14 protein-coding genes are annotated in these 18,038 nt (G+C 66.0%); 3 read left to right on the top strand and 11 right to left on the bottom strand.

Features of this window, described 5'->3' with window-relative positions:
• The first annotated feature begins 113 nt into the window (after positions 1–113).
• Both C7H84_RS00430 and C7H84_RS00425 read left to right on the top strand, forming a co-directional pair.
• A complete protein-coding gene (locus C7H84_RS00430; RefSeq protein ID WP_121856886.1) occupies positions 114–1,040 on the top strand; it encodes a LysR family transcriptional regulator in 927 nt (308 codons plus the stop codon).
• Between the two features lie 173 nt (positions 1,041–1,213).
• Positions 1,214–2,101, top strand: coding sequence for a formyltetrahydrofolate deformylase (locus C7H84_RS00425; protein ID WP_121856885.1), 888 nt, complete (start codon positions 1,214–1,216; stop codon positions 2,099–2,101).
• A gap of 148 nt (positions 2,102–2,249) precedes the next feature.
• Here C7H84_RS00425 and C7H84_RS00420 read toward each other — a convergent pair whose 3' ends face one another.
• From C7H84_RS00420 to C7H84_RS00370, 11 genes are all read right to left on the bottom strand, one after another.
• Positions 2,250–3,905, bottom strand: coding sequence for an APC family permease (locus tag C7H84_RS00420; protein WP_121856884.1), 1,656 nt, complete (start codon positions 3,903–3,905; stop codon positions 2,250–2,252).
• A gap of 179 nt (positions 3,906–4,084) precedes the next feature.
• Positions 4,085–4,948: a glycine betaine ABC transporter substrate-binding protein gene (locus C7H84_RS00415; protein WP_121856883.1), complete on the bottom strand. Its 864-nt coding sequence runs from the start codon at positions 4,946–4,948 to the stop codon at positions 4,085–4,087.
• A 135-nt stretch (positions 4,949–5,083) separates the two neighbouring features.
• The gene (locus C7H84_RS00410; RefSeq protein WP_121856882.1) at positions 5,084–6,232 is read right to left on the bottom strand and encodes a hybrid-cluster NAD(P)-dependent oxidoreductase; all 1,149 of its coding nucleotides are present in this window, start codon (positions 6,230–6,232) and stop codon (positions 5,084–5,086) included.
• Between the two features lie 36 nt (positions 6,233–6,268).
• Positions 6,269–7,510: an aromatic ring-hydroxylating dioxygenase subunit alpha gene (locus C7H84_RS00405; protein WP_121856881.1), complete on the bottom strand. Its 1,242-nt coding sequence runs from the start codon at positions 7,508–7,510 to the stop codon at positions 6,269–6,271.
• Between the two features lie 52 nt (positions 7,511–7,562).
• Complete coding sequence (locus C7H84_RS00400) at positions 7,563–8,348, bottom strand: electron transfer flavoprotein subunit beta/FixA family protein (protein ID WP_121856880.1); 786 nt, start codon at positions 8,346–8,348, stop codon at positions 7,563–7,565.
• Positions 8,345–9,514: an electron transfer flavoprotein subunit alpha/FixB family protein gene (locus tag C7H84_RS00395; protein WP_121856879.1), complete on the bottom strand. Its 1,170-nt coding sequence runs from the start codon at positions 9,512–9,514 to the stop codon at positions 8,345–8,347. Before C7H84_RS00395 ends, C7H84_RS00400 begins: the two co-directional genes overlap by 4 nt.
• 4 nt (positions 9,515–9,518) lie before the next feature.
• A complete protein-coding gene (locus C7H84_RS00390; protein ID WP_121856878.1) occupies positions 9,519–11,444 on the bottom strand; it encodes a (Fe-S)-binding protein in 1,926 nt (641 codons plus the stop codon).
• Between the two features lie 3 nt (positions 11,445–11,447).
• Positions 11,448–13,511: an NADH:flavin oxidoreductase gene (locus tag C7H84_RS00385; protein ID WP_121856877.1), complete on the bottom strand. Its 2,064-nt coding sequence runs from the start codon at positions 13,509–13,511 to the stop codon at positions 11,448–11,450.
• 72 nt (positions 13,512–13,583) lie between these two features.
• Positions 13,584–14,117, bottom strand: a complete 534-nt coding sequence (locus tag C7H84_RS00380) for a DUF5943 domain-containing protein (protein ID WP_121856876.1) — start codon at positions 14,115–14,117, stop codon at positions 13,584–13,586.
• A 139-nt stretch (positions 14,118–14,256) separates the two neighbouring features.
• Complete coding sequence (locus tag C7H84_RS00375; protein ID WP_034186088.1) at positions 14,257–15,228, bottom strand: dipeptidase; 972 nt, start codon at positions 15,226–15,228, stop codon at positions 14,257–14,259.
• A 39-nt stretch (positions 15,229–15,267) separates the two neighbouring features.
• Positions 15,268–16,542, bottom strand: a complete 1,275-nt coding sequence (locus tag C7H84_RS00370) for a serine hydroxymethyltransferase (RefSeq protein WP_121856875.1) — start codon at positions 16,540–16,542, stop codon at positions 15,268–15,270.
• A gap of 356 nt (positions 16,543–16,898) precedes the next feature.
• Here C7H84_RS00370 and C7H84_RS00360 point away from each other — a divergent pair, with 356 nt between their 5' ends.
• Positions 16,899–18,014, top strand: coding sequence for a GlxA family transcriptional regulator (locus tag C7H84_RS00360; protein ID WP_121856873.1), 1,116 nt, complete (start codon positions 16,899–16,901; stop codon positions 18,012–18,014).
• The last annotated feature ends 24 nt before the right edge of the window (positions 18,015–18,038 follow it).

Below are 18,038 nucleotides of genomic sequence, written 5' to 3'. Positions count from 1 at the left end.
AGTGCCGCGCGCACGTTCCGCGACTGGCAGAATCGCGGAAGGGCGGCTGCAACGCCGTGCCGTCCGAAGCACTATCGCCCGCCCGAATTCGCGCGGGAAGGCGTCCGGCCCTTATGGGGCCATTAGAGAGACTTATGTCGAAATCCGAACCGTTACCGTCGATGCAGGCGCTGCGCGCGTTCGAATCGGCCGCGCGTCTGCAGAGCTTCACCGCCGCCGCGCGCGAGCTCGGCTCCACGCAGCCGGCCGTGAGCCAGCAGGTGTTCCAGCTGGAGGCGGAACTCGGCGTGCCGCTGTTCGAGCGCAGCCCGCGCGGCGTCACGCTGACGAGCGACGGCCAGTGCCTGTACGAAGCCGTGCGGGTGAGCCTCGACACGTTGCGCGGCGCCACGGCGACGCTGCGCGCGCGCCGCGAGCACGGCACGCTGACGATCGTCACGGATTTCGGGTTCGCGACCTACTGGCTGATGCCGCGCCTCGCGGGCCTGAAGCGCGTGATGCCGGACGTCGACGTGCGGGTCGTCACGTCACAGGATTACGACGCGCAGCGCGACCACGCGGACATCGCGGTCCTGTTCGGCGACGGACACTGGCCGTCGTGCACCGCCGCGCGCCTCTTTCCCGAATCGGTCACGCCCGTCTGCTCGCCCGCGTTCCGCGATGCGCATCCGCACGTCGCGCGGCCCGACCATCTGCACGCGCTGCCGCTGCTGCACGTGCAAGCGACCCGGCCCGAGCGCTGGCTGTCGTGGGCCGCCTGGTTCGACGCGCACGGCCTCGACGCGCTGGCCGCCGCGCGCGGCGTGACCTTCAACAGCTATGCGCTGGTGATCCATGCGGCGCTGCTCGGCGAGGGTGTCGCGCTCGGCTGGGCGCCGCTCGTCGACGAGCTCGTCGCGTCCGGGCAGCTCGTGAAGCTCGTCGACGCGCCCGTCGTCACGTCGCGCGGGTACTTCCTCGTGCGGCCGCCGCAGCGGCCCGAGCCGGACGCGACCCACGTGTTCCGGCGCTGGCTGCTCGATGCGTGCGCGCCGGCGTGAGGGGTGGGCTGGCCGGCCCGGCCGCGCTGGCGCGCCGATACCAGCCACACGGCGCGTTGGTTCTATCCGCGCCCAAATCGTCCTGATTTACTTGAGCCTCCCGCTACCCGCGTAGCCTGGCGCCCCGCTGCGCCGCCGCGCGGGTTCGCGCCCCATGACATCCGAGGAATCTCATGACCGCCGACTCACGCCCCGATCAATTCGTCCTGACGCTGTCGTGCCCGAGCGCGGCCGGCCAGGTCGCCGCCGTCGTCGGCTTTCTCGAGCGCCATCGCTGCTATGTCGATGCGCTGAACGTGTTCGACGACGATCTCAGCAACCACTTCTTCGTGCGCTGCGTGTTTCATCCGACGGATGAAACGCTACAGATCGACGCGCTGCGCCAGGAATTCGGGCCGATCGCGGCCGCGCTCGCCGGCGGCGGCGCAGGCGCTGCGCAATGGGCGATCCACGACGTGAACGCGCGCCCGAAGGTGCTGATCATGGTGTCGAAGCTCGAGCACTGCCTCGCCGACCTGCTGTTCCGCTGGCGGATGGGCGAGCTGAAGATGGACATCGTCGGCATCGTGTCGAACCATCCCGACTTCGAGCCGCTCGCCGTGCAGCACGGGCTGCCGTTCCGCCACTTCCCGATCACGGCCGACACCAAGGCGCAGCAGGAAGCGCAGTGGCTCGACTTCTTCGAATCGAGCGGCGCCGAGCTCGTGATCCTCGCGCGTTACATGCAGGTGCTGTCGCTGGAAACTAGCGCGAAGCTCGCGAACCGCGCGATCAACATCCATCACTCGTTCCTGCCCGGCTTCAAGGGCGCGAAGCCGTATCACCAGGCGCATGCGCGCGGCGTGAAGCTGATCGGCGCGACGGCTCACTTCGTGACCGACGATCTCGACGAAGGTCCGATCATCGAGCAAGTGGTCGAGCGCGTCGATCATGCGCTGCGTCCCGAGCAGCTGCTTGCGGTCGGCCGCGACGTCGAGTCCATCACGCTCGCGCGCGCGGTGAAGGCATTCATCGAGCGCCGCGTGTTCCTGAACGGCGACCGGACGGTGGTGTTTCCGTAAGCGTTCGCCGCTTCCATTCGGCGCGCAGCCAACAAAAAAACCGACCGGCATCAGCCGGTCGGTTTTTTTATCGCATCCATCACACGCTTCGCGCGGCGGCCCGGGTGCGGTGGCCGGGTTTGCCGCGCGAAGCGTCACGCGCTTGTTTCTATTTCACCCACGCGAAGTAATACGACAGCCAGATCGTGAGCCCGGCGCCAACCAGCGCCGCATACGGCATCAGGTTCAGCCACATCGCGCGCTTCGGCACTTCGAGCTCCATGTCGTGCTGCATCTGCGCGGGGAACCGGCCGCGATCCTGCCAGTAGTGGCGGAACAGGAACACGGGCACGATCAGCAGCATCGCGATCAGCCCGTTGCGCAGCGTGCCCTCGCCCTGCAGGTTCGCACCGGCGCCGACATAGACGAGGTTCGCGTAGCCGCAGATCGAACCGGCGACGAGCAGCCAGGTCGGGCAGCGGAACGGCCGATCCCAGTTGCCGCGATCCATCCGGTGGATCCAGCCCGACTGGAGATTCAGGAATACGAACAACATGTAGCAGACGTTCGAGATCGACAGCACCGTCATGTAGTCCGACATCATCAGCAACACGAGGTTGAAGCCGAGATCGGTCCACATCGCGCGCGTGGGCGAGCCGTGCTCGTTCACGTGCGACAGGTACTTCGGCAGCCAGCCGTCGACCGATGCCTGGTACAGCGTGCGCGACGAGCCCATCATCGACGTCATCACGATCAGCAGGATCGACAGCATCAGCATCACGACGACCGCATTCGCGACCCACGCGCCGCCGCCGACGATCTTCGCCATCGCGGCCGCGACACCGGTGCCGTCGCCGATCGCCGGATCGAGCATCGCCTGCGTGCCGAGCGCGCCCTGGAACGCCATCGGCACGAGCGTCATCACGACCAGGCACAGCGCGCCCGACCAGAAAATCGCCTTCGCGGTGTCGCGCCGCGGATCGCGGAATTCACGCGTGTAGCAGACGGCCGTTTCGAAACCGTACGATGCCCAGCCGGCCATGAACATCGCGCCGAGCGCCATCGTCACGCCCTGCCCGTTCCACGAGCCGAACGTCGCGGCCGTGAGATTGCCCTGCGCGTCGTGACCGAGCGGCAGCAGCGGCAGCAGGTTCGACATCGGCACGTCGCCGGTGATGAACGGCACGATGCCGACAATCAGGAGCGGCGTGAGCGAGGCAATGCCGAGAATGCGCTGGGTACGCGCAGCCTTCGATGCGCCGCTATGCTGAAGCTTGAACGTGATGAGAAGCAGAATCGTCGCGATGACGAACGTCGCGTTGATTCGCAGAGACAGACCCGGCTTGATGAAACCGAGATCCGCGATCCTGAGCTGCCATTGCAGCACCGCCGCGTTGGCGGGAAAGAGACTCGTGAGCGCATAGCTCGCCGCGAGGCCGCAGCCGAGCGCGAGCATCGGCGACCACGCGAGCCAGTTGCACCACACGGAAACCGGGGCAATCAGCTTGCTGTAACGGACCCAGCCGATCGCGCCATACACCGACGCGCCGCCCGATTTATGGGGAAATAGCCCCGATATTTCCGCATAAGTCGCGCTTTGAATCAGCCCCATCGTGATCGCGGCGATCCAGATCGCCCACGCGGGCTGGCCGATCGTCGTGCATACGCCGCCGATCGTGAACAGCACGCCTGCCGGCACGCCGCTCGTTACCCAGAATGCGTCTTTCCAAGTCAGGCCACGCTGCAGCGTGTGGCCCGTCGAATCATGTGAGATGGGTGTTCCAACATCACTGGTGCGGTTCGCACGCAGTCCTGCCTGACTCATCCAATTCCTCCTGTGATGACTCCGCACAAGGGCCGTAGTGTAACAACTTACGGGCTTTTTTGCAGAATCAGTAAAAGAAAACCGGGATATGGCCGCATGAAGTCACGATTATTTCGGATTCCTGCGTTCCATTCCCGGCGTATTTTTATGGTGCTTCTCGCGACGAATCGCCGCGGTGATTACTGTGCGCCTTCAGTCCACGAATTCACGCGGTCCGCATGCGCGGCGATCCATGCATCAGCGGCCGCTTCCGGCTTCGAGCCGTTCTGGATCGCGAGCATCACGCTGTCGATTTCGCCCGGCTTCCACTGGAATTTCTTCAGGAACGTGATGACCGGCTTCGCCTTCGTCTCGAGCTGCGGGTTCACGACGCTGTCGACGTGCTCCGCACCGCCGAACACCTTCTTCGGATCCTCGAGGAAGCGCAGCTTCCACTTCGCGAACATCCAGTGCGGCGCCCAGCCGGTCACGATCACCGGCTTGTTCGCGCCGACCGAGCGCGACAGTTCGGCCGTCATCGCACTGCCCGAGCTCGGCATCAGCGTGTAGCTCAGCCCGTAGTTCTTGATCGCTTCGTCGGTCTTGCGCATCACGCCCGCACCGGCATCGATGCCGACGATCCGGCCGCCGAAGCTGCTCTTCTCGGCGTTCAGATCCTCGATGCTCTTCGCCTTCACGTAATCGGGAACGATCAGGCCGATCTTCGCGTCGGGAAAGTTCGCGCCGACGTCGACGACCTTGCTCTTGTATTCGCTCCAGTAGGAGCCGTGCGTGACCGGCAGCCAGGCCGACAGCGTTGCGTCGAGATCGCCGCGCGCGACGCCCTGCCACATGATCCCGGCAGCCACCGGCACGAGCTGAACTTGATAACCGAGCTTCTTCTCGATCACGCGGGCCGCGACGTTCGACGTCGCGACGCTGTCGTCCCAGCCTTCGACGTAGCCGATCTTCAACGTCGGTTTCGTATCGGCGAGCGCCGACGCGCTCAGTGCCACCATCGCCGACACGGCGCCAGTCCACAGCAGTTTTCCGAACAGCTTCATGGTCGATCTCCTTGATATGCGCAAACCGCGCGTTGCCTCTCTAGGTTCTTCAACCACAAATCCGCGGTATCGTTGTTTTCCGACGGATGCTTGTCTGGACGCGACGCGTCCAGACAGCCGATGGCTTGTTGCGACTTACTTGTCGATCACGAGATCCGACAGCGGCTTGCTGCAGCACAGCAGCACCATCCCCTGATCGATCTCGCGCTGGCGGATGCCGCCGTTGTGCTTCATCTCGACCTGCCCCGACACGAGCTTCACCTTGCAAGTGCCACACATGCCCTGCGTGCACGACGCCGGCAGCCGCACGCCCGACTGGCGCGCCGCATCGAGCACGTGCTGCTCGGAGCCGCACGCGATCTCGCGATTGCTCTTCGCGAAGCTGACCGTGTACTGCCGGGTCGCGACGTCGCCATCGTTGGCGGCCGGCACGAGTTCGGCGAGCACCTCGTCGCTCGCGGTCTGCGCGAGCGTTTCGAACGAGAAGCTTTCCTCGTGATACTGCTTGCGATCGAAGCCGGCTTCGTCGAGCAGGTCGCGCACGGCCTTCATGTACGGCGCGGGACCGCACGTGAAGATCTCGCGCTCCATGAAATCAGGGGCGATCAGCTTCAGCAGCGGCAGCGTCAGGAAGCCCGTGACGCCCGGCCAGTTGGTACGCGCACCGACGCGCTCGACGACGAACGACGTGCGGAAGTTCGTATGGTTCGACGCGATCAGGTCGAGCTCGCGCGCGAAGATGATGTCGTCCGGCGTGCGCGCGCTGTGCACGAACAGGATGTCGCGATCCTCGGCGAGATCATGGTGCGCGCGGCTCATCGACATCAGCGGCGTGACGCCCGAACCGGCCGACAGGAACAGGTACTTGCGCGCCGGATGGCGGGCGCACGTGAATTCGCCGGCGGGGCCGAGCACGCGCACCGACGCGCCGGGCTGCAGGTTGTCGTGCAGCCAGTTCGACACCTTGCCGCCCGGCACGCGCTTGACCGTGATCGAGATCGTGTGCGGCCGCGCCGGCGACGACGAGATCGTGTAGCACCGGTTGATCGTCTCGCCGTCGATGTCGAGCTCGAGCGTGATGAACTGCCCCGGCTCGAACGAGAACGCACGGCCTTGCGGCGAACGGAAGAAGAAGCTCTTCACGTCGTGGGTTTCCTGCCGAACGTGGCAGCACACCAGCGTTTCCTCGACGTCGCTCGTCCAGCGCTCGGGCAGCGCGTTCCAGAACGCCGGGTGGGTCACCCGGCTGTCCGCCGGCTCGAAATTGGCCGCATCTCGCATCATCTGTAGCTCCGCTTCAGTACTGGGTGGTGCTGGGTACTACGCGCCGGTTTTTTCGGCGAGCCGGCCGATGTACCAGGCCGAGAATTTTTCGACGAGACCTTCCGTGTACGGCGAATACGGGCCCGGCTCGTATGCGCTGCTGGTCGCGCCGCGCTGCGAGAACTCGACGAGCGCGCGATCCTGGTCGTTGGTCGCGTTCCACACGGCCGTCAGGTTCTTCACGTCGTAGTCGATGCCTTCCTTCGCGTCCTTGTGCACGAGCCACTTGGTGCGCACGAGCGTCTTGCCGGCCGACAGCGGAATCACCGAGAACGTCACGATGTGATCGCTCATGAAGTGGTGCCACGAGTTCGGCTGCGTCCAGAACGACAGGCCGCCGAGGTCGGCCTGGTCGAACTTGCCGAGTAGCTTCTTCGATGCGACCTTCGCGTCGAGCGTCTGCGATTCGCCGTGACGATCGAGCGGCAGGCGCTGCGTGCGGAAACCCGTCACGTCGAGCAGCTTTTCGATTTCGGCGGACGGCAGGCCCATCTCGGCCCACTCCTTGCCGCGGCGCACGCAGGTTTCGGCGAATGCGTCCATGCCTTCGGCGTTCGCGTCGGAACGCTGGTAGCCGAAGCCGTATTCGTACAGCGAGATCGTCAGCTCCGGATGGTTCGCGACGCAGTGATAGCACTCGCGGTTGTTCTCCATCGTGAGCTTCCAGTTGCCTTCCTCGATGATGTCGATCTGCGCGGCGATCTTCGTGTTCGGCAGATCGTGCGGCAGCAGGTACGGCTCCATCTCGGCGCGCAGCTGCGCGAAGTCGACCGGCGGCTCCTCGGCGAGGCACACGAAGATCAGCCCCGCGAGGTTCTGCAGGTGCACCGACTTCAGGCTGTGCTTGCAGCGGTCGAACTTCTCGCCCATGTGCTCGGCGAACATCAGCTGGCCGGTGAGGTTGTAGGTCCAGCTGTGGTACGGGCACACGATGTTGCCGACCGAGCCTTTGTCCTCGTTGCACAGACGCGCGCCGCGGTGACGGCACACGTTGTGGAACGCGCGGATTTCCATGTCGTCGTCGCGCACGATCAGGATCGAGTCGCTGCCCAGTTCCACGGTCACGTAGTCGCCCGGCTCGGGAATGTCCGGTTCGACCGCGACCTGGATCCAGTGCTGCCGGAAAATCGCCTCCATGTCGAGGGCGAAAATTTCCTCGCTCGTGTAGAACGGCGCCTCGAGGCTGTAGCCTTCCTTGCGGCGTTCGATCAGTGCGCGAATGTCTGCCGATACTTTCATCGTTTGCTCCGGATTCCTTGCGTCCCAGTGTTGTTGCCGACAGGCATCAAAATCAGTAGTCGATGAGCTGATGCTCGCGCAAATACGCGAGGATCACTTGTGCTTTTTCGACTGAACTCCCTTCATTTACGACGTTGCCGCCGCGGCTTTCGGTCGTGGTCGCGGACAGCATCCGGGCATGCCCCGAGCGCTTCTCCGCGGCGACCAGCTTTACGGGTTTACGCTCGATCGGACCGACCTTCCATGCACCCGCGTCGGCGTCCGCGCCGGCCGACGTGAGCGCCGGGCGGATCGCACCGGCGCGCAGCCGCGCATACGCGTACAGCGGCGCCACGTTCGCGAGCGGATGGACCGCGACGACCGCCGGCAACGCCGCGTCGACACGCCGCCGCAGCCCTTTCGGCAAGAATTGCCGGACTGCCGCGCGGCCGCCGTCGACCGTCACGTCGACGGCCGAGCCGACGAGCGGATAGCCGAGCGCCGCAGCGACGCGATACGGCAGCATCCCGGTGTCGTACGCGCCTTCGGCGCGGGTGCCGGTCAGCACGAGGTCGTAGCCTTCGACGCGCGCGGCGAGCGCCTGCGCGGCATCGTCGCCGTCGCGGCACGCCAGCACCTCGACCTGGCGTGCGCCGAGCGCGAGGTATTCGGCGAGCGCTTCATTGGCGGGATCGCCCGCATGGATCACGTCGAGCTGCGCGCGATGCCGTTCCGCGAGCTGGCGGCCGACTTCGAGCGCGGCCGCGTCGTTGCGGCTGTAGCGCGCCGTGCCGCTGACCGGGTGCCGGCCCACGGACACGAGCACCGCGATGCGTTGCAACTGGCGGGGGGCGTTCATGCTGCGACTCCTTCCGTTTCACGGGCGCCGACCGCGGTCGGCGATTGTCCGCGCGACGCGCGCGCGGCCTGCACCTGTTCGATCAGCGCGGCGATCGTCGCCTGCGCGTCGCCCACCACCGTCAGGTTCGCGCGCTTCGCGATCGGCGCGCTGCCGTCGAGGTTCACCGCGATCACGTGACGGCAATCCTTGATCCCCTGCAAGTGCTGCACCGCGCCGGAGATGCCGAACGCGATGTACACGCTCGCCTCGACGGTCTTGCCGGTCGCGCCCACCTGCTTGTCGCGCGTGAAGTGCCCGTTGTCGACCGCGACACGGCTCGCGCCGATCGCGGCGCCGAACGCGCCGGCGAGCTGTTCGAACGCGCCGATGTCGGACACGCCGTTGCCGGCCGACACGATGAAATCGGCTTCCTCCAGCGCGACCTGCGCCGCGTCGATTTCCTCGAGGCCCAGATCGCGGTACGGTTGCGACGCATCGGCAGCCGGGCGGATGAAGTCGGCGGCCAGGCGATCGCCCGCGCCGACGAACGGCAGTTTGGCTTCGACCGCGTTCTGCGCGAGCAGGATCACGTCGGGCAGCCCGCGCGTCGCGAACGCGCGGCCGGCCTGCGCATACGCGCCGACATGCTTCGCGTCGATCTCGACCACGTGGGTCGCGACGCTCGCGCCTGCGGCCGCCGCGTAACGCCGGCCGAGATCGCCGTCGCCGGTCGCGTTGTCGGGCACGAACACGTGCTTCGGCGCGAGCGCCGCGGCACATGCCTGCAATGCCTGCAATTCGCTTTCCGGCGCAAACGAGCGACGGTCGAAGTCGACCAGCTCGATCAGCTTGTCGACGCCGAGTTCCGCGGCGTCATCCTTCAATTCGCCGAACGCCAGCAGCGCGACCTCCGTCTGCGCATCGGCGAGCACCGCGGCGGCGGCGATCGCCTGCCGCGCATGATCGTCGAGCGCGCCGCGCTCGGTGTGCGCGACCACCAGCATCACGTGCTTCGGGTCCTGCACCGCGCGGCGCGGCTTCGCGGCCGCGGCGCCGTGGCCATGCGCGGACCACTGCGCGGCGCTCGCATCGGCGCTGCCTTCCTGGCCGAGCGTGATGCGCTTCAGGCCGGCGGCCGTGATGATGAACGGCCGGCGCGGATCGATTCGTTTGATCGTGTTCATCGATTCACTCCAGCGAGGCGGCAACGAGTTCGGCCACGTCGAGCACGTCGGGGCGCGGGCCCACGACGCCTTCGAGCATCGCCGTGCAGTTCGGGCAACCGACCGCGACCACGTCGGCGCCGATCGCGCGGGCGTCGGCGATGCGGATGTCGGGAATCCGCTGCTTGCCCGGGATGTCGGTCAGCGGCGCACCGCCGCCACCGCCGCAGCAGCGGCCGCGCATGCCGTTGCGCTCCATCTCGACGACCTGGATGCCGATCGTCTTCAGCAGCTTGCGCGGCGATTCCGTCTCGCCGTTGTAGCGGCCGAGGTAGCACGGATCGTGATACGTGGTGCGCCTCTCGCTCAGCGCTTCGACGGCCTTCGGCGCGATCTTGCCGCTGTCGGCCAGTTCCGCCATGTAGGTCGTGTGGTGCTTGACCGTCACGCGCAGGCCGAGCGCGCGGTATTCGTTGCGCAGGCTGTGCATCACGTGCGGGTCGGCCGTCACGATCTGCTTGTACGACAGCGAGCCGAGCGTGCCGATCAGGCGCTTCGCCATCTGCTGGAACGTCGCTTCGTCGCCGAGGCGGCGTGCGACGTCGCCCGTGTCGGTCTCGGTTCCGCCGAGCACCGCATAGTCGACGCCCGCCTTGTTCAGTACCTTGATGAAGGCCCGCAGCGTGCGCTGATAGCGCATGTCGAACGCGCCTTCACCCGCGACGATCAGCACGTCGACCGGCTTGCCGGGCTGCGCGACCGGTGCGTTCAGGTCGACCGACCAGTCGTAGCGTGCGGCCGTGTCGTAACCGCCCATCGTGCCGGTCTCGCGCAGGTTCGCGAGTACTTCCTGGCCCTTGCCCGGCACCGTGCCGTGCACCAGCGTGCGGTTGCGGCGCATGTCGACGATCGCGTCGACGTGCTCGATCAGCATCGGGCACTCCTGCACGCATGCGCGGCAGGTGGTGCACGACCACAGCGTCTGTTCCTCGATCAGGCCGGACACGATCGGGCCGTTCGGCTCGCCGCGATGCTGGCCGACCGCGAGGCCCGGCGTCGGGCTGCCGGCGTACGCGGCGTCGGTGCCGCCCGCCATCCCGACGACGAGATCCTGGATCAGTTTCTTCGGATTCAGCGGCTGGCCCGACGCGAACGCGGGGCACGCGGCTTCGCACTTGCCGCACTGCACGCACGCATCGAAGCTGAGCAGCTGGTTCCAGCGGAATTCGACCGGCTTCGCGACGCCGTACTCTTCGTGCTGGATGTCCGGCAGCTTCAGCGCGGTCGGCGGCGTGGCCGTGCCGTTACCCGTGAACGAATCGCGGGTCGCCGCGAAACGCTCCTGGCGCGGGTGGAACGCGAGGTGCAGCAGGCCGGCGATCGCGTGCTTCATCGGGCCGCCCTTCGCGGCACCGACCGTCATCGTGAACGCGCCGGCGCCGATCAACAGCGCGCAGAGCACCGCGAACGCACCCGACATCGCACCGGTCGGCACGACCATGAACAGCACGAGGCCGAGCGCGAACGAGCCGAGCAGCCAGGGCAGCGCGTTCCACGGGCCGCGCGACAGGCGGGCCGGCACGTCCTTGGCCGCGCGGCGGCGCCAGACGAACACCACGCCGACGAGCATCGCGAGCGCCGCGAGGAAGATCAGCTTGTCGAGCCACGGCGAGTAGATCGCGAGGCCGTAGTTGACGAACACCAGCGCGAGCGCGGCGATCGCGCCGCCGGCGGTCGCGACGTGGGTCTTCGCGATGTACGGATCGCGGGCCACCACGTGGTGCAGGTCGACGAAGTAGCGCTTCGGGATCGCGAACAGGTTCGCGACGCCGAACGAGCCGGGCGCCGTCGCGCGCCCGAGACGCCAGTAGGACGAGCGCTTCGCGACCGCGAACGCGAGCCCCGCCACCGACAGCCACAGCAGTGCGGTAATGAGGAAAGCCGGATTCATTTTTTAGAAATCCTTCACGAGACGCAGCGAGTCGTAGATCGCACCGTGGACGTTGTGCATCGAGATGCAGTCGCCGACACGGAACAGCAGGAAGCGGCCGTTGCCCAGTTCTTCCGACAGGCACGGCTGCGGCTCGGCCGCGAACAGCGTGTGCGGATCGATCTGGCCGCGGTTCACCGACTCCGGCTTCAGCTTCCAGTACAGCTCGTCGTTCGGCGACGAACCGTTCTCGATCACCACCTGGTCGACCGCGCGCTCTTCGAGCTCTTCGGTGTATTCGTTGCGCAGCACGGCGATGATCTTGCCGTCTTCCTCGTACACGCGGTCGAGCATGGTGTTCGGCGTCGGGATCACGCCGAGCGCATACAGGCGGCGATAGAAGATCGGGAACGTCGTGCCGCCGCAATCGTCGGCGACCTTCACGTCGGGCGTCACCACCTCGACCTTCGAGCCGCGGCTCGCCATGAAGTCGGCCACGCCTGCGCCCGCATGCGTGCTCACGCCGTCGAACAGCAGCACGTTCTGCTTCGGCTCGACCTTGCCGGTCAGGATGTCCCACGAGCTGACGGCGAGGCCCTCGGCGACGCCCCACGCCGGCACCTGCCACGTGAAGCTCGAACCGCCGGTGGCGAGCACGACGATGTCCGGCTTCTCGGCCATGATCATCTTCTCGTCGGCGGCGACGCCGAGGCGCCGGTCGACGCCGAGGCGCTTCGTTTCCATATCGAACCAGCGGATGATCCCCGACATCTGCTCGCGCTGCGGCGCTTTCGCGGCGATCATCACCTGGCCGCCCACTTCAGTGTTCTTCTCGAACAGCACGACGTCGTGGCCGCGCAGCTTCGCGACGCGTGCGGCCTCGAGGCCCGCGGGGCCGGCGCCGACCACCACCACCTTGCGCTTCGGGCCGCGCGACTTCTCGATGATGTGCGGCATCGTCGCTTCGCGCGACGTCGCGGCGTTCTGGATGCACAGCACGTCGAGGCCGTTGTACTGGCGGTCGATGCAGTAGTTCGCGCCCACGCACTGCTTGATTTCGTCTTCGCGGCCGTCGCGGATCTTGATCACCATGTGCGGATCGGCGATCTGCGCGCGCGTCATGCCGACCAGGTCGATCATGCCGTTCGCGAGCAGGCGTTCGGCCTGGCCCGCATCGCGGATGCTCTGTGCGTGCATCACGGGGATCTTCACCACCGACTTGATGCCGGCCGCGAGGTGCACGAACGGCTCCGGCGGCAGCGCCATCGGCGGCATGCAGTTGGCGATCGTGTTGTGCGTATCGCCGCCCGAGCCGACCACGCTCAGGTAGTCGACCAGGCCCGTCTCGGACATCGCCTGCGCGATTTCCTTCAGCGCTTCGTGATCGAGGCCGTCCTCGTGGAATTCGTCGCCGCACATCCGCAAGCCGACGCAGAAGTCCTTGCCGACCGCTTCGCGCACGGCCGTCAGCACTTCGATGCCGAAGCGCAGACGGTTCTCCAGGCTGCCGCCCCACTCGTCGGTGCGATGGTTCGAACGCTTGCTCCAGAACTGGTCGATCAGGTGCTGGTGCGCGGCCGAGATTTCGATGCCGTCCATGCCGGCCGCCTTCACGCGCTTCGCGGCGGCCGCGAAGTCGCCGATGATGCGGCGGATTTCCTCGATCTCGATGATCTTCGCGTTGCCGCGGTGCACCGGCTCGCGCACGCCCGACGGCGACATCAGATGCGGCCAGTGCTCGCCGTGGAACGACGAGCGGCGGCCCATGTGCGTCGCCTGGATCATGATCTTGGCGCCGTGCTTGTGCATCGTGTCGGCCAGACGCGTGAGCGGGTCGATGATCTTGTCGTTCGACAGGTTCACCGACTTCCACCAGCCTTGCGGGCTGTCGATCGACACGGGGCTCGAGCCGCCGCAGATCGCGAGGCCGACGCCACCCTTCGCCTTCTCTTCGTAATAGCGGATGTAGCGGTCGCCCGGCAGGCCGCCCGGCTCGGCATACACCTCGGCGTGCGCGGTGCTGACGATCCGGTTGCGCAGCGTCAGCTGGTTCAGCTGCATGGGTTTGAACAGGTGGGGATAACGCATCGCAGGCGACCTCTGGCGTTCGAATGTCTCGTGTTGCGGGTGTTGTTGTGCAGCTGTGTCGTGACGTCAGCGTCAGTGCGCGATGGGCGACACTTCGAAGACGCAGTGGTCGTGATGCTCGGCCGCACACTGCACTTCCTTCGATTGCGCGCGCGGCGCGTTCTTGCCTTCCGGCGTCGTGTCGTTGACCCAGTCCATCGCACCGGCGAACCAGCCCGCGAACATGTAGCAGAGCTTGCCTTCCTTGCCCGGCTGCTGGAGCACGAACGACGAGTGGCGCAGTTCGATCTTCGCGCGCGCGCTGGCCGGATCGGCTTCGATGATCGAGAACAGGCCCCAGCCGCGTTGCGACAGGCGCTTCAGGTAGTGCTCGAACACCGCCATGCCGGTGATGCCGTGCTGCTTCGCTTCCTTGTCGCACCAGTGGTACGCGGACTTGTAGCCGGCCTTGTAGAGGATCTCGGCATACGCTTCGACGCCGAGCGCTTCCTCGACGGCGACGTGGTTGTTCGTGAAGAAGTGACGCGGCACGTACAGCATCGGCAGCGCGTCGGTGGTCCAGACGCCGGTATCGGGATCGACGTTGATCGGCAGTTGCGGTTGCATCGTGGTGACTCCGTGAGGAAAATTCGCCGCGCGACTCAGGCGCAGGCGCGATATCGTCCGCGTGCCCGCGCGGCTTGCGCGGGCACGTCCCGATTTTTCTAATGTTGAATCGCTGTTGGCGGGTCGGGCCGGCAGGCGCTTACGCGCCCCACACGTCCTTGAACACGCGCACCCAGTTCTCGCCCATGATCTTGCGGATGCGCGACTCCTTCCAGCCGTGGCGTTCCATCGCCGCGGTCAGGTTCGGGAATTCACCGATCGTGCGGATGCCGTCCGGGTTGATCACCTTGCCGAAGTTCGTCAGCTGGCGATAGCGGCCCTTGTCATGCGTCAGCATGTCGAAGAATTCCTTCGCGAAATCCTGCGTGAAGTCCGTGCCGATGCCGACCGCGTCTTCGCCGATCAGGTTCACGACGTAGTCGATCGCCTCGATGTAGTCGTCGATGTTCGCTTCGATCCCGCGCTTCAGGAACGGCGCGAACATCGTCACGCCGACGAAGCCGCCCGCGTCGGCGATTTCCTTCAGCTGCGCGTCGCTCTTGTTGCGCGGATGTTCCTTCAGGCCCGACGGCAGGCAGTGCGAGTAGCACACCGGCTTCTTCGAGAACGCGATCGCTTCCGACGACGTGTTGCCGCCCACATGCGACAGGTCGACCATGATGCCGACGCGGTTCATCTCGGTGATCACTTCGCGGCCGAAGTCCGACAGGCCGCCGTCGCGCTCGTAGCAGCCGGTGCCGACCAGGTTCTGCGTGTTGTAGCAGAGCTGCACGACGCGCACGCCCATGTCGGCGAACGCCTCGATGTAGCCGAGGTTGTCCTCGAACGCGTGCGCGTTCTGGAAGCCGAGGATGATCCCCGTCTTGCCTTCCTTCTTCGCGCGGAAGATGTCGTCCGTCGTGCGCACCAGCGTCAGCAGCTCGCCGTTGTCGCGGATCTTCTTCTTCATCACGCCGATGTTGTCGACGGTCTTGGTGAAGTTCTCCCACACCGATACCGTGCAGTTCGCGGCGGTGATGCCACCCTTGCGCATGTCTTCGAACACCGGCTTCTCGAACTTCGAGATGTTCAAGCCGTCGATGATGATGCTGTCCTGGTGCAGCGTGCTCATATCTGCCTCTCGCTCGTGTGACTGTTCTTGTGGGGTCGATCAGTAGATCGGGAAGCGCTCGCAAAGCGCGAAAATCTCGCGGCGCACGCGCTGTTCGGTCGCGCGGTCGCCTTCCGGGTTCGCGCGCAGCGCGTCGAACACTTCGAGGATCAGGCGGCCGATCTCGCGGAACTCCGCGACGCCGAAGCCGCGCGTCGTGCCGGCCGGCGTGCCGAGGCGGATGCCCGACGTGACGGTCGGCTTCTCGGTGTCGAACGGAATGCCGTTCTTGTTGCAGGTGATGCCCGCGCGTTCCAGCGCCTGCTCGACCGGCGCACCCTTCAGGCCCTTCGGGCGCAGGTCGACCAGCAGCAGGTGGTTGTCGGTGCCGCCGGTCACGAGATCCACGCCGCCTGCCTTCAGCACTTCGCCGAGCGCCTGCGCGTTCGCGAGCACGTTGTCGATGTAGGTCTTGAAGTCCGCGTGCAGCACTTCGCCGAACGCGACGGCCTTGCCGGCGATCACGTGCATCAGCGGGCCGCCCTGCAGGCCGGGGAACACGGCCGAGTTGATCTTCTTGGCGATCTCTTCGTCGTTGGTCAGCACGAAGCCGCCGCGCGGGCCGCGCAGCGTCTTGTGGGTGGTCGACGTGACGACGTGCGCATGCTCGACCGGGTTCGCATGACGGCCCGCGGCAATCACGCCCGCGATGTGCGCCATGTCGACCATCAGCTTCGCGCCGACGCTGTCGGCGATCGCGCGAAAGCGTGCGAAGTCCAGCGCGCGCGGGTATGCCGAGAAGCCGGCGATGATCAGGTTCGGCTTGTGCTGGTGCGCGAGTTCTTCAACCTGTTCGTAGTCGATTCGCAGCGTGTCGCGGTTCACGCCGTACTGCACCGCGTTGAACCACTTGCCCGACAGCGCCGGCTTCGCGCCGTGCGTCAGGTGGCCGCCGGCGTCCAGCGACATGCCGAGCACCGTGTCGCCCGGCTTCGCCAGCGCGAGCATCACCGAGCCGTTCGCCTGCGCGCCCGAGTGCGGCTGCACGTTCGCATAGCCGGCGTTGAAGATCTGCTTCACGCGCTCGATCGCCAGCGCCTCGACTTCGTCCGCGAACTCGCAGCCGCCGTAGTAACGCTTGCCCGGATAGCCTTCCGCATACTTGTTGGTCAGCACCGAGCCTTGTGCCTCCAGCACCGCGCGCGACACGATGTTTTCCGACGCGATCAGCTCGACCTGCGACTGCTGGCGCTCGAGCTCCTTCAGGATGGCGCCGCGCACCGGCGCGTCGCGCTCGGCGAGGGGCTGCGAGAAGAAAGGCTGGGTGTTCGACATAGTGCGTCCGTGACGAAGAATAAGGGGCGTGCAACCGAAGCTCGAGGCCCGCCATACCTGGGTTTCCAGTGCTTCCAGTGCAAGGCTGCCGACGGCTCTATTCTTGTCGTTCGGATTTTCGGCGGATTGATGAATTTAGACGCGTTCTTTGCCTTTTCCGCCATGCGCGTCCGTTTTGTACAAGTGACCGGTCGTGCTTTTCTGGATGACCGAGCAAAACGGCATGCACGATTCACCTATGGACAGGCACTCCGTCGGTGCTCCCGGTGCGCGTCCGGGGTGCACGTGTCACGGTTACGGTGCAGTGCAACATCGCTCTGACGCCCATACAACGTATGGAGCTAGGGTTTAGCCGTATGGCACGCTTGTTGCGCTCGCTCACACAATACGGCAGCCCGATCCGTGCCTCGGGCCAAAAGCTATTAGAGATTCAAGGAACGCCCCCCATGTCGCCCGACCGCACAGCGTCGCTGTCCCACTTCGCGTTCATGCCCTTACCGAACTTCACGATGATCGCGTTCACCAATGCGATCGAGGTGCTTCGGATGGCGAACTACCTGAGCGGACAGCCGCTCTACCGCTGGTCGGTGATCAGCCCGGAAGGCGGCCCGGTCACGGCGAGCAACGGCCTCACGGTCGACACGGGCCCCGCCGAATGCGTGGGCCAGCCCGACATCGTATTCGTGTGCGGCGGCATCGAGGTGCAGCGTGCAACCACGCCTGCGCATCTGTCGACGCTGCGTCGCTTCGCACGCATGGGGCTTCCGCTCGGCAGCCTGTGCACGGGCACGTACGCACTCGCGAAGTCGGGGCTCCTCGAGGGCTATGCGTGTGCGATTCACTGGGAAAACATGTCTGCGCTGAAGGAAGAGTTTCCGGGCACGCGCTTCCTGAAGGAACTGTTCGTCGTCGATCGCGACCGCATCACGTGCACGGGCGGCGTCGCGCCGCTCGACATGATGCTGAACCTGATCGCCGCGCGCGTGGGCACCGCGCGCGTCACGCAGATCGCCGAGCAGTTCATCGTCGAACACGTGCGCGACACGAGCGCGCAACAGCGCATGCCGCTCGTCGCGCGGCTCGGCTCGGCGAACAAGTCGCTGTTCGAAGTGATTTCGCTGATGGAGAACAACATCGAGGAGCCGCTGTCGCGCGAAGAACTCGCGCGGCTGGCGAACATGTCGCAGCGCCAGTTGCAGCGCCTGTTCCGCGAGCATCTCGGGATGACGCCCACGCACTATTACCTGACGCTTCGGCTGCGCCGCGCGCGTGAGCTGCTGCTGCAGACCGACATGTCGATCATGCACATCACGATGGCGTGCGGCTTCCAGTCGGCGTGCCACTTCAGCAAGAGCTATCGCGATGCGTTCGGCGTCGCGCCGACGCGCGAACGCCGCAAGCAGGTCGCGCCGCTCGCGCAGAGCACGGTGGCTGCGGGGCCGGCGTTTCCGGCGCATGTGATCCATGCGTGAAATACGCGCGGCGAAAATAAAAAA

This window comes from Burkholderia sp. Nafp2/4-1b (genome assembly GCF_003635165.1).
In the GTDB taxonomy this organism is placed as follows: Bacteria; Pseudomonadota; Gammaproteobacteria; order Burkholderiales; family Burkholderiaceae; genus Burkholderia.
This window is presented reverse-complemented; position numbering and strand designations above follow the sequence as displayed.